Here is a 12591-nt window from a genome sequence, read left to right as displayed (position 1 = left end):
CGCTCGGGAACTCGCCGGATGGCGCGATACGTGCGGCAGGAGGGCTTGTCAGACCAATGGATCGTGCAGCTCGGCCCAGTAAAGAGCCCAGTGAAGAACAGACGGATCGTCGGCCGGTGGATGGCGGCGCAGCGGGTCTCGAACTGTCCACGTTGCGGCTTGAGCAGTCGGGCCGGGTGCTGACGGCGTGGGTGGACGCCCCGCCGTTCAACTACATGACCTTGCCGATGCAACGGGACTTCATCCGGCTCGTCGAGGCGGTGGAGCACGACGTTTCGGTCGGCGCGGTCGTCGTCACCGGCGCGCGGCCCGGCCGGTTCATCACGCACTTCGACATCGCCCACATGTCTTCGCAGGCGGATGGCACGCCGGAGATTTCCCATGCGGTCGCTCAGAACCTGTACCGGAGTGTGCGGGCCATGACTGGCTGGGCGGGTGAACGTCTGGTCGCCCGTTCCTCGCTCAAAGAACTGCTTACGGTAACCCGGTTCCATGACACGGCGCTGCGGTTGATGTATTCCCCGGCGGTGTGGATCGCCGCGGTGAACGGGCCGTGCGGCGGCGGTGGCCTGGAGATGTCGGTCTTCTTTGACATGCGCGTATCGGCTGACCGTGATGCCTGTTTCGGCCTGCCCGAACTGTCGGTGGGGCTGACCACCTCCCTGGGCGGGCAGCGACTCGTCCAGCTCGTCGGGCCGTCCCGCGCTTTGGAGATGATGCTCGAAGCGCGTTTCTACGCACCGCAGGAGGCTCTGGAGCTGGGTTTGGTGAACCGGGTGGTGCCGGCCGAGGATCTGCTGGACACGGTCCAGCGGATGGCGGAGCGCTATGCCAGGCGGCCGCGGAAGGCGGTGGCCCTGCAGAAGCGGATCTTCAATGACGCCCATTCCACCTCGGCCCGGGCCGGTCTTACCCAAGAGGCCATCGCCGCATTGATGAGCATGTCATCACCGACCACCCAGGCCGCTATGCGGCGGTGGGTGCAGATGCAGGAGGGCACCGACGGCGACTCGGTGTTCCTGACGCAGCCGGAACCCTGGATCGAGGGCACCGCGCTCGACATGAACGTTCCTGTGCGCGGACCGACGCCGCCATGATCGGTGCTTTCCCCCGCCGCGGCGGGGAAAGCACGGTCAGCGGATCTCGCGATTGAAGGTTCGAGTGCCCCACCAGAGTGACATCACGGTTATCGGGCGCTTCGATCTTGAGGGTGAAGTGCCAGATTGCGGGGATGCGTGCGGACGCCGGTCTTATGGCACCACGCCGGCTCCCCGGAGCATCAGGATGTGACGAGGAACTGGGTCGCGGCAAGCTCGCGGTAGAGGTCGTCGGCGTCGACCAGCTCGTCATGAGTGCCGTAGGCGCGGACCCGGCCTGCCTCCATGAGGATGATCCGGTTGGCGCCGGTGACGGTGGACAGCCGATGGGCTATGACCAGGACCGTGGTCTCCCGCGCCACCTCGGCCACCACCTCGCGCAGGCGCAGCTCGTTCACGGCGTCGAGCTGCGAGGTGGCCTCGTCGAGCAGCAGCAAACGGGGTCTGCGGAGCAGCGCCCTGGCGATGGCCACCCGCTGGCGCTCCCCGCCCGAGAGCAGGACGCCGCGGTGGCCGACAGGTGTATTGAGGCCTTCGGGCAGGCGGGCGACCAGATCGTCCAGGCGGGTGCGGGTCAGGGCGTAGGCGATCTCCTCCTCGGTAGCGCCAGGCGCCCCGAAGACGAGGTTCTCCCGGAATGTGCCGGCGAGGACGGGGGCGTCCTGCTCCACGTAGCCGAGCGAAGCGCGCAGCTCGCCCAGTGGCCACTCGCGGATGTCTCGGCCACCGATGAGGATCGTCCCGGCCTGTGGCTCGTAGAACCGTTCGATGAGCCCGAAGACCGTGGACTTGCCGGCTCCCGAAGGGCCGACCAGGGCCGTCATGCCACCCGCGGGCACCTCGAAGTTCACCTGGTTGTGGATGATCGGCCGGTCTTCGCCGTACCGGAAGACCACGCCGCTGAAGACGAGGCCGACGGGGTCACCGGTCTCCGGCTCCCGCGTCTCGGGGGTGGGTGGCTCGGACGGAAGCTTGGAGATCTCCTGGATGCGGGTTATCGCGGCCAGGCCGTTCTGCATCTGGGTGAGGTTCTGGATCAGCGTCCCGATTGGGGACACCAGGTAGAACAGGTAAAGAAGGAACGCGACCAGCGACGAGATCTCCATCGACCCGTCGGCGACGCGCGCGCCGCCCACTCCAAGCACGGCGAGGAACGCCAGCTGGGTGGACATCCAGGTGCCGACGCTCGTGACCGAGGTCCACGCGGCGGCGGCCACGCCGCGGTCACGTGCCTCGGCGGCCGCAGCGCCCACCACCGCGATCTCGCGTGACTCGGCCCCGCTGGCCTTGACCGTGCGGAACGCCTGGAGAGCGCGGTCGAGCACGGAGCTCATCTCGCCCAGGGCCACCTGGGCCTGGAGCGACGCCCGGCCGATGCGCGGCACGATCGACGCCGCTATGAGGCTGATCAGGGCGACCACCACAAGCGTGACCATGAGGAGCAGGCCGTCGATGATGGCCATCAGCACCACTGCACCCAGGAACATGAAGATCGCGTTCACCGAGCTGGCCAGCGCCTCCGTGCAGACGGCGCGCAGCAGCGTGGTGTCGGAGCTGACCCGGGAGAGCAGGTCCCCCGGCTTGAGCCGGTCCACGTCGGCCACCTTGAGCCGCAGGATGCGATCAACGAGGCTCATGCGCGAGGCCAGCACGATTCCCTCGCCCATCCGCTCGAGCAGGAAGCGCCCCACCGCCAAGATCAGGGCCGCCACCAGGACCGCCACCGACAGCCCGAGCACCGGGCCGACGAGGTCGCCCCCCTTCCCGAAGGTGTCGATCACGCCCTTGGCGAGGATCGGCATCGCCAGCCCGGCGAAGCTGCCCACCAAAGTGAACACGCCACCCAGCAGCAGCACGCGCTTGTGCGGGCGGACCAGGTCGAACAGCAGCCGCCACGAGCTCCGCCTGCCCAGGCCGCTCAGTCGCACCCGCCCGCGAAGAACCTCCTCCATCCGAAGCGCTTGTGTACCGCCTGCTTGCTGACCCCGAGGGCCTCCGCTATCTGCAGCCATGACATCCCCTGTACGCGTACCCGGCGCACCTGGACGGTGGCCAGCCGATCGATCTGGCGGCGCAACTCGGCGGCGCGTAGCGCACGCAAAGGGTCGTCCCCTTCTGCTCGGTCACCAGAGCCACGAGTTCCCCATTCATTAGGTCAACGTACGTTGACCACCCAAGGGGGCGTTCACATCGATGTCGACACCGTTGACCGCGTCGATCCGCTGACCGTCCACGTGAAAACTGCGTGCCGGTCCACGGGTTGTGATCATGAAAATCCCTCTCGCCGCCCATGGCCAATAGTGACATTAGATGTCGAAAGACCAGGAAATCACTGGAGTCCGTAGCGTATGGACCGTTTGGCGGCCTCGGGCCGGGGCTCCCGGCGCAGCTTCTAGTGGTTTTGCGAGTCGTTGCCGGGGTTCACTGGTCCGAGTGGCATTCGGCGCGATGAAGGGGCAACGGATCGTGAGTACCGCGGACGACGTCAGCACCGCTTGGGTCCGTCGCTATCATCCGGCGGCGGGGGCGGGTAAGCGCCTGGTGTGCTTTCCGCACGCGGGTGGATCGGCCAGTTTCTTCCGTCCGGTCTCGGCCAGGTTCTCGCCGGATGCCGATGTGGTGGCCGTTCAGTATCCCGGGCGGCAGGATCGGTTGCGGGAGCCGTGTATCACCGACATCGGCATCCTGGCGGATCGGATCGTCGACGAGCTGGTCACGTTGTCGGAGAAGCCGACGGTCTTCTTCGGTCACAGCATGGGGTCGGTGATCGGCTTCGAGGTGGCCTGCCGGCTTGAGCGGAAGGGTGTCAACGCGCCCCACACGCTGATCGCCTCGGGACGTCGCGGGCCGTCCACCTGGCGGGACGAGTCGGTGCACCGGCGTGATGACGACGGTATCGTCGCCGAGCTCAAGCTGCTGAACGGCACGGATGCGGGGTTGCTCGGCGATGAGGAGATCCTGCGGATGGCGTTGCCCGCGCTGCGAGGTGACTATCGTGCGATCGAGACCTATCGCGGAGATCCGGAGCGGAGCATGAGTGGTTCGATCACCGTGCTGACCGGGGACGCCGATCCGAGGACGACGGTCGAGGAGGCGGAGGCCTGGAGTCGGCATACCGCGGGGCGGTTCCGTATCAGGGTGTTCTCCGGCGGTCACTTCTTCCTCACCCGGCATCAGCAGGCGGTGAACGAGGAGATCGCCCGGGAACTCGGGGCGTAGCGCGGGCGCCCGTGCCTGCCGACGACGTATGGCAGGCACGGGCTGACCCTGAACCCGAGCCTCGACCGCACGGCTGTCCGTATCGCCATCCCCGAACCGCATCGTCAGGCGTGCCAGGTGCTCCATGCGTCGGCGATCAGCTCGGTAAGGCCTGATCGCTCGGGAAGCCATCCGAGTTCTTTCACCGCGCGGCTGTTGTCGGCCGTGAGGGTCTGCGGTTCCCGCTTGGGGGGCACCTTTCGGACCGGTACCGGGAGGCCGGTGACAGCTTCCGCTGCCGCCACGACCTGCGCCATGCTGGACGCGGTGCCGCTACCTATGTTGTAGACGCGGTGCTCGCCTGCCTTCACGGCGGCGAGCGATAGCCGCACCGCTGTCGCCACGTCGAGGATGTGGACGAAGTCGCGGACCGCGGATCCGTCGCCGTTGAGTGTGATGTACGGCAACTCGCCGGTGAGCGCGCGGAATACATTCGGGATGATACGCGCGGTGTCGGTGTCGGTGCGCCCATTGGCCGCCCCGGCGATGTTGAAGCACCGCAGCGTGACTGCGCCAATCGCTCCAGTGGCGGCGTACGCCGCGACGAGCTGCTCCGCACTGACCTTCGATGCCGCGTAGGGGCTTTCCGGGTGGGGCTCCAGATCCTCGCCCAGGGCACCGACGTGCTGCGAGCCGTAAACCTTGTCGGTCGATGCGAACACGAATCGAGCCGACGGCACCGATTCACGGATGTTGTCGAGCGCCATGAGGAGGTTGAGGGTGCCAACCACATTTACGTCGTAGTACGTCAGCGGGTCGGCGAACGAGTCACGCCCTCGGGACACTGCGGCGAGGTGGCATACCGCGTCGAAGCGCCCGGCGGCGACTATTTCCCGGATTCGGGCGCGGTCCCGGATATCGCCTTCCACCAGGCCGACGCCGGCGTGCCGCCCCGCGTCCGGGTGGCCCCGGGTCAGGACGGTGACCCGGTGACCGGCGGCAAGAAGATCGTGGGTGACCGCATGGCCGAGATAGCCCAGGCCTCCAGTGACCAGGACGTGCACGTCAGTTCCTCCAGCGGTTCGCGGCCGTTTTAACCACTTCAACTGATGGACAGCTCCGGGAACGGCACGACGAACGCGCCGCCGGCTGCCGTGAACGCCGCCGACCGGGCGCGGATGCTGGCCTCGAAGTTCCAGGCGAACAGCACGCAGTAGTCGGCCGCGTTCGCGGCCAGCCGCTCGGAGCTCACAATGGGGATACCGTCGCCCGGCGTGAACTTGCCCACCTTACGTGGGTTGTCGTCGACGATCCAGGCGATCTCACCGCCCACTCCGGCCTGGGAGAGCAGGGTGACGGCCCGCGCCGACGCACCGTACCCGCAGATTTGCCGACCGACTTTCGACAGACCGCTCAGCACGTCGTTGAGGGTCGTGCAGACCCGGTCGATGCGATCCGCGAAGCCGTCGAGAAAACTGCCGTCGGGCACCCCCGCGTCGACCTCGGCCTGCAGGATCCGGTCGAATCCGGCCGTCGAAGGGCGGGCATCGTCATCGCGGCCTATCCAGCACCGCAATGAGCCTCCCTGGGTCGGGATGAGTTCGGCGTCGAACACCGCGAGCCCGTTCGCCTTGGCCGCCTGTGCCAGCACATGCAGGGAGAAGTAAGAAAGGTGCTCGTGGTAGACGAACTCGAAGATACCGTGCTGGACCATCGGCAGGACGTGTGCGACCTCGATGACGGCGCAGCCACCCGGTTTGAGGAGCAGGCGGGTCGCGCGGAGAACTCCGTTCACGTCGTTGACATGGGCGAGCACATTGCTGCCCAACACCGCGTCAACGGGTCCGATGTCACTCAATATCTTCTCGGTCGATTCCACACCGAAATGCGTGGTCAGCGTCGGAATTCCCTGCTCCTGCGCGTAGACCCCCAGTTCGACCGCCGGGTCGACACCGAGCACCCGCATGCCGCGCTCGGCGAAGAAGCTCAGCTGCGTGCCGTCGTTCGAGCCGATTTCGAGCACCTTCGCCCCGGCGGCCAGCCCCAGTCGATCCGTGACCCGGGTGGCCAGCGCACGGCAGTGGTCGACGAGGGCAGGAGCGGCACCCGTGGCGTACCGGTAGTCGGCGAACAGTACCGATCGGGGGATGACGTCCACCAGCTGGACCAGGCCGCACCCGGCGCAGCGCACGAGGTCCAACGGGTACCGGTCCTGAGATCGGGCCGCCTCGGCCGTGGGCGCGATGTCGTTGGCGGGCGGAGTCGGGGTGAGCGAGACCACTCGTTCCAGACGGTCGGTCCCGCACACCAGGCATCGGCTGGTGGTGTCCATCAGCGTTCTCTCCCTCCACCTGTCGGGTTGCCCAGCCGCCGTGGCCACCGCGCTCGATCTGCCGGAAGGCATTTCGACAGCTCACGACAAGTCCTCGATCAGCTGGCGCTCGGAGCTTACGGCCGCCAACACTAGGGGAATTACCTGATCGGCTGAGGCACAATCACCTGAACGAAACCCCTTGATCTAGGGGAATTACATGATCGCCGACACCGTGTTTCCGTCCGAGTTGTCCGCCAGAGGCGAGGCAGGTAACGCGGATGAAGGAGTATCAGATGCGAATCCTGGTTACTGGCGGAGCTGGGTTCATCGGATCCCATTTCGTACGGTCAATGTTGGACGGCCGATATCCCGGCCACGAGGACACTCGAGTCACCGTTCTGGACAAGTTGACCTACGCCGGCAGGACGGAGAACCTGCCCGAGGCGCATCCGAGGTTGACCTTCGTGCGCGGCGACATCTGCGACCGGGAGCTGCTGGCCGATCTCCTGCCAGGACACGACGGAGTCGTGCATTTCGCTGCCGAGTCGCACGTCGACAGGGCGGTGAATGACGCGGAACCGTTCGTGTGGGCCAACGTGATGGGCACCCACCGCCTTCTCGAACAATGCGGGATGAGTGGAATTCAGCGCGTCGTGCACGTGTCCACCGACGAGGTGTACGGGTCGATCGATAAGGGGTCATGGACGGAACAGTTCCGGCTTGAGCCCAACAACCCGTACTCGGCGTCGAAGGCGGCCAGCGATTGCCTCGCTCGATCGCACTGGCGCACTTACGGCCTGGACCTGTCGATCACCCGATGCTCCAACAACTATGGACCCCGGCAGCATCCGGAGAAGATCATTCCCCGCTTCGTCACCCGCCTGCTCCAGGGGCGTGACCTCACGCTGCACGGCGACGGCGGCGCCGTCCGCGAATGGCTGAACGTCGACGACCACTGCCGCGGCATTTCCATGGTCTTTGACAAGGGCCGCGCCGGCGAGATCTACAACATCGGCGGCGGGATAGAACTCACCAACCGTGAGCTGACCGGCCTTCTGCTCGAACTGGCCGGGGCCGATTGGGACCGAGTCCGCTATGTGGCAGACCGGCGGGTTCAGGACCACCGGTACTCGATCGACTACGGGAAGATAACCGAGGAGATCGGGTTCGAACCCATGATCGATTTCAGAGAAGGTCTCGCGGGCACCATCGCCTGGTACCGGGAGAATCGATCCTGGTGGGCAGCTCTTGACGCGTAGTGGTCGCGGGCGGAAGTCCAGGTGACGGTTCGCGGGCCGTGGTGCAGAACCTCCGCGCGGTGGTGCGTTTTCTGACGGTCCGCCGCACGGGGACATGTGGGTACTCTCGGTGACTTCGGTCAGTATCTCTGCACCACGGTCCGTGACCACGGCCAACAACGCGATCGCGCGAGGTCATGCGCCTCGCCGTACGGTTTTCGTATCCGGTGGGGATGGCATCGATGTCCTGGCCTGTCTCCGGGGCGGTGATGGTGGATCGGCGGGGACGACCACGACGGGTCTGCCGGTCCCGGCTGGACTTGGGAGCACGCCACGCCAGGTTGCCGTCCGCGCCGGTCCATACCGCTGGACCCGCACCTACCGCGATACCTGTACTCCTGGCAGATCCCGCAACCGCGGTGGCGCGCTGTCGGCGAAGACCGCCCGCAGGATCCTCATCCCGTCCTGCCCGACCTGGAGAGCACATGGGCGGCCTGCTCATCCTTCTCCCGCGGGATCCGGCCACAGCGGACCGGGTGGCCATACCGGCGGCCCACTGCGCTGTGACCAGAGCGCCAAACCACTCTCTGTGCCTGAGCCGCTTTTACGTGGCCACGGACACCTCCTCGATCGCGCGAACCGCCATACCCACCCCGTCTTCTTCACGGATTGCGATGCCGAGCGCCCGAGCGCGGGTGGCCATACCGTTGTCGGTGAGCAGACGATCGAGCGTGCCTCGCAACCAGCCGGTGTTGAGAGCGCGGTGGGGACGAGGCGGAGGCCCGACGCCGAGCTGCGCGATCTTCCTTCCCCAGTGGAGCTGATCACCTTGGAGCCACACGACCGCCTGCGGGATACCAGCCCGGAACGCCGCCGCGGTCGTCCCGGCCCCCCCGTGATGGACGACGCACGCGGCGCGGGCATAGAGCCACCCGTGCGGGACGAAGTCTGCCAAAAAGATGTTGGGTGGCAGCTCCTGATCTCCGAGCCCGGCCCAGCCGGATTGCAGGACGACACGCCGGCCCAGGCCGCGAACCGCCTCAAGCAGCTGCTTTGTGACCGCGCGGGCGTCAAACCCGGTATTCGAGCCAAAGCCGATCACGATCGGCGGCTCGTCGGCTATGAACGCCGCGAGGTCGTCCGGGGGTACGTACTCCGGTTCGTCGAGAAACCAGTATCCCGTGGTGCGGTAGGTGGAGTCGAAGAGCGGATCGTGCTTGAGAATGTGCGGGCTGATGGCGATGAAGTTGAGCAGGCGCGAATGGCTCGCGTCGAAGAGAACGTCGCGCCAGGGCGGAAGGCCGGCTGCGACGACGATGGGGTTGAGAAGCTTGTCGGTCGCGCGCCTGACCCCCGAGCCAACGATCGACCATGCGAGGGCGTTGCCCGCGGGCCCGAGATTGACATTGGTCGGGCCATAGCCGCGCGCTCGGTGCAGCGGCCAGGTGTGGTGCACGCTCACGTGGGGCGTGCCGACCGCACGCGCCGCGGCGGCCGCGGCGATGGACAGCGGCGAGTGGACGACGATGTCGGCCTCAGGTGCCAGCGCCATCAGCTCCGGTACCGAGGCATGCTGCTCCTGCGCCAGGAATTCCAGCATGACCGTCAGTTGCCGCAGTTTGTTCTTCTCGTTGATGACACGGATGTAGTTCGCCTGGAATTCCGTCTTACTCCAAGTCGGCCTGCCGACGAAAGGAACACCGACAGCGTCGGTGCGCGCTGCGTAACTGTCGGAGGCCGAGAACGTAACGTCATGGCCCTCCGCGAGCAGACGCTTTCCGAGGGCAAGAAAAGGCTGGATATCCCCCTCCGAGCCGACGGTTACTATGAGGGCACGCATCGTATCAAAGCCGAATCTACGAGGGTCGGATCAGTGGCGGTCGGAGGTGGGGCCACTCTTGATTGCCTCCCTGGATCGGCTGCCGAAGTGACATGTGTGACGGACCCGAGCAGCGATCTTGTTTTCCTGTCCGGAACATCCTGGTGCAGCCGATTCCCGGAAATCATTAGAATCACGGCGTCGATGCGGGTTCGAGGTGGTGGGTCGTGACGAACGTGGTCCGGCGCAGCGGTCGCCACCAGCCCTCGGCCAGATTCAGCCGGCAGGTGGTGCTGAGCGCGGAAGATCTATCCGATTCAGCGGAGATCCCGATGTGCGGCTGGAGTACCGGCTTCTAGTGGTTTTGCGAGTCGTTGCCGGGGTTCACTGGTCCGAGTGGCATTCGGCGCGATGAAGGGGCAACGGATCGTGAGTACCGCGGACGACGTCAGCACCGCTTGGGTCCGTCGCTATCATCCGGCGGCGGGGGCGGGTAAGCGCCTGGTGTGCTTTCCGCACGCGGGTGGATCGGCCAGTTTCTTCCGTCCGGTCTCGGCCAGGTTCTCGCCGGATGCCGATGTGGTGGCCGTTCAGTATCCCGGGCGGCAGGATCGGTTGCGGGAGCCGTGTATCACCGACATCGGCATCCTGGCGGATCGGATCGTCGACGAGCTGGTCACGTTGTCGGAGAAGCCGACGGTCTTCTTCGGTCACAGCATGGGGTCGGTGATCGGCTTCGAGGTGGCCTGCCGGCTTGAGCGGAAGGGTGTCAACGCGCCCCACACGCTGATCGCCTCGGGACGTCGCGGGCCGTCCACCTGGCGGGACGAGTCGGTGCACCGGCGTGATGACGACGGTATCGTCGCCGAGCTCAAGCTGCTGAACGGCACGGATGCGGGGTTGCTCGGCGATGAGGAGATCCTGCGGATGGCGTTGCCCGCGCTGCGAGGTGACTATCGTGCGATCGAGACCTATCGCGGAGATCCGGAGCGGAGCATGAGTGGTTCGATCACCGTGCTGACCGGGGACGCCGATCCGAGGACGACGGTCGAGGAGGCGGAGGCCTGGAGTCGGCATACCGCGGGGCGGTTCCGTATCAGGGTGTTCTCCGGCGGTCACTTCTTCCTCACCCGGCATCAGCAGGCGGTGAACGAGGAGATCGCCCGGGAACTCGGGGCGTAGCGCGAGACATACGGCAAGGCAGAAGCGGATCTTCAACGAAGCCTTCTCCGTCTCGACCCAGGAGAGCCTGACCCGGGAGGCGATCGTCACGCTTGTGAACGTGTCGTCACCGGGGCCACCAAGGCGGCGCTGCGGCAGTGGTCGCGGATACGGGAGGGCGCCGGCTGCGACTCAGTGTTCCTGACGCAGCCGGACCCTGGATCGAGGGCACCGTCCTCGACATGAACGTTCCCGCGCGGGGACCGACGGCGCCACCCAGATCGCCAGGGAACTGGGCGGCCGGCGCCGGGCGCAGGTGATGACCGCCGCGGTGTCCGCCATCGGAATGGTCGTCAACGGTCACCTCCTGGCCACGAACGCCTTCGACGCGTTCCTGTGGCCGGGGTTCCGGCGGTTGACCATCTGAAGCGACGCACCGGCCGACGCGGTGACCATCTGAAGCGACGCACCGGCGGCGACGCACGGGCAGACGGATGACCTCTGGAGCGACCGGCGGGCAGGGGCCCGGAGGCGTACCGACCGGGGACGCGAGAGGATCCGACCGGTCAGGCCGCCGAAGGGTCACATGCGTGTGCGCCCCGTGGCCTGACCCTCCAGGTAGAACTCGCGTACCTTCCCGATCACCCACTCCTGGTCGGACTCGGCCAGCCCGGGGTCGGTGGGCAGATAGAGACCGTCGGCCGCGAAGCGGGCGGCGTTCAGCGCCGGCCAGTCGGGGTTGAAATACATCGGCTGACGGCTCATGGGCTGGAAGAACGGCCGGGTCTCGATCCCCGCGTCGGTCAGGAACTCCCGAAGCTCCTCCCGCCGCTCCGCCCGGATGTCGTACATCCAGAGGACGTCGCGAGACGGCATGATGGTGATCCCGTCGATGCCGTCGAGCCCGCTGTCGTAGTGCTTCTCGATCCGCTTGCGGATGGCGAGTATCTCGTCGATCTGCTCCAGCTGGGCCAGGGCGACCGCGGCCTGCATGTTCGTCATGCGGAAGTTGTAGGCCAGCTTCTTGTGAATGAAGTCGTGTTCCTTGCTGAAGGCCATGCTGCGCAGGTGGGCCATCTGCTGAGCGAGATGCTCGCTGTTCGTGACGCAGACACCCCCCTCACCGGCACTGATGATCTTGTTGGCGAACAGCGAGAAACACGCGATGTCGCCCACCGGGCGCACGCCGTGCGCCTCCGCCGAATCCTCCACCACTCTCAGGTTGTACTCGTGAGCCAGCTTCATGATCGCGTCCATGTCGCACCGCCGGCCGTAGACGTGCACCGGCATGATGACCTTGGTACGGGGGGTGATCCGAGCCTCGATCAGCGAGACGTCGATGTTGAGGTCGTCGCCGCAGTCCACGAACACCGGCACCGCGCCGGTGTAGGTGACCGCCCACGCGGTGGCGACCATGGTGAACTCGGGAACCAGGACCTCGTCGCCGGGGCCGACTCCGAGCGCCCGCAGCGCGAGGGTGAGAGCGGTCGTGCCAGAGGAGCACGCGACGCCGTACGCAGTGCCGTTGTACTGGGCGAACTCCTCCTCGAAGCGCCTGACGAAGGGGCCCTGCGAGGATATCCAGCCGGAGTTGACGGCCTCGGTGAGGTACTCCAGTTCTCGTCCTGCGAGGTACGGCTTTGAAACCTGATATTTGAACGCCATGGAGTTCCTCACTCATCAGCCAGCCGGCTCGTCGGCACGGGGCGATAAGAGGCGCTCAGAAAGTCCCGCCTTCCCCGCCGCACTGCGACGCGGGACTCT

Annotated in this window: 10 protein-coding genes; 4 read left to right on the top strand and 6 right to left on the bottom strand. The window is 66.4% G+C overall.

The genetic code is table 11. The features are described from left to right. The first annotated feature begins 116 nt into the window (after positions 1 to 116). Positions 117 to 1097, top strand: coding sequence for an enoyl-CoA hydratase/isomerase family protein (locus tag OIE13_RS16635; protein ID WP_326638686.1), 981 nt, complete (start codon positions 117 to 119; stop codon positions 1095 to 1097). A 182-nt stretch (positions 1098 to 1279) separates the two neighbouring features. Here the strand turns inward: OIE13_RS16635 and OIE13_RS16630 are convergent, their stop codons facing one another. Then, the gene (locus OIE13_RS16630; protein WP_326638687.1) at positions 1280 to 3049 is read right to left on the bottom strand and encodes an ABC transporter ATP-binding protein; all 1770 of its coding nucleotides are present in this window, start codon (positions 3047 to 3049) and stop codon (positions 1280 to 1282) included. Further along, complete coding sequence (locus tag OIE13_RS16625; protein ID WP_326638689.1) at positions 3016 to 3198, bottom strand: hypothetical protein; 183 nt, start codon at positions 3196 to 3198, stop codon at positions 3016 to 3018. The genes OIE13_RS16630 and OIE13_RS16625 overlap by 34 nt, the downstream gene beginning before the upstream one ends. 365 nt (positions 3199 to 3563) lie before the next feature. Here OIE13_RS16625 and OIE13_RS16620 point away from each other — a divergent pair, with 365 nt between their 5' ends. After that, complete coding sequence (locus OIE13_RS16620) at positions 3564 to 4316, top strand: thioesterase II family protein (protein ID WP_326638692.1); 753 nt, start codon at positions 3564 to 3566, stop codon at positions 4314 to 4316. Between the two features lie 104 nt (positions 4317 to 4420). Here OIE13_RS16620 and OIE13_RS16615 read toward each other — a convergent pair whose 3' ends face one another. After that, complete coding sequence (locus tag OIE13_RS16615; RefSeq protein ID WP_326638694.1) at positions 4421 to 5359, bottom strand: NAD-dependent epimerase/dehydratase family protein; 939 nt, start codon at positions 5357 to 5359, stop codon at positions 4421 to 4423. Positions 5360 to 5397: 38 nt separating this feature from the next. Next, entirely contained in the window at positions 5398 to 6627 is a 1230-nt protein-coding gene (locus OIE13_RS16610; protein WP_326638696.1) for a class I SAM-dependent methyltransferase, read from the bottom strand. A gap of 260 nt (positions 6628 to 6887) precedes the next feature. On the opposite strand from OIE13_RS16610, the gene rfbB reads away from it, so the two are divergent. Further along, complete coding sequence (gene rfbB, locus OIE13_RS16605) at positions 6888 to 7868, top strand: dTDP-glucose 4,6-dehydratase (protein ID WP_442816056.1); 981 nt, start codon at positions 6888 to 6890, stop codon at positions 7866 to 7868. Between the two features lie 583 nt (positions 7869 to 8451). On the opposite strand, the gene OIE13_RS16600 is transcribed toward rfbB, so the two are convergent. Continuing rightward, on the bottom strand, positions 8452 to 9687 hold the full coding sequence (locus tag OIE13_RS16600) for a glycosyltransferase (protein WP_326638700.1): 1236 nt from the start codon (positions 9685 to 9687) through the stop codon (positions 8452 to 8454). A gap of 408 nt (positions 9688 to 10095) precedes the next feature. Here OIE13_RS16600 and OIE13_RS16595 point away from each other — a divergent pair, with 408 nt between their 5' ends. Next, complete coding sequence (locus OIE13_RS16595; protein WP_326638692.1) at positions 10096 to 10848, top strand: thioesterase II family protein; 753 nt, start codon at positions 10096 to 10098, stop codon at positions 10846 to 10848. A 561-nt stretch (positions 10849 to 11409) separates the two neighbouring features. Here OIE13_RS16595 and OIE13_RS16590 read toward each other — a convergent pair. Beyond that, positions 11410 to 12492 (bottom strand): DegT/DnrJ/EryC1/StrS family aminotransferase, encoded by a 1083-nt coding sequence (locus OIE13_RS16590; protein ID WP_326638701.1) that lies wholly within the window; start codon positions 12490 to 12492, stop codon positions 11410 to 11412. Between the last annotated feature and the right edge of the window lie 99 nt (positions 12493 to 12591).

The sequence above is a fragment of the Streptosporangium sp. NBC_01810 genome, assembly GCF_035917355.1.
Classification (GTDB): Bacteria; Actinomycetota; Actinomycetes; order Streptosporangiales; family Streptosporangiaceae; genus Streptosporangium.
Note: the sequence above shows the minus strand (reverse complement) of the source record. Positions and strands in the feature narration are given on the sequence as shown.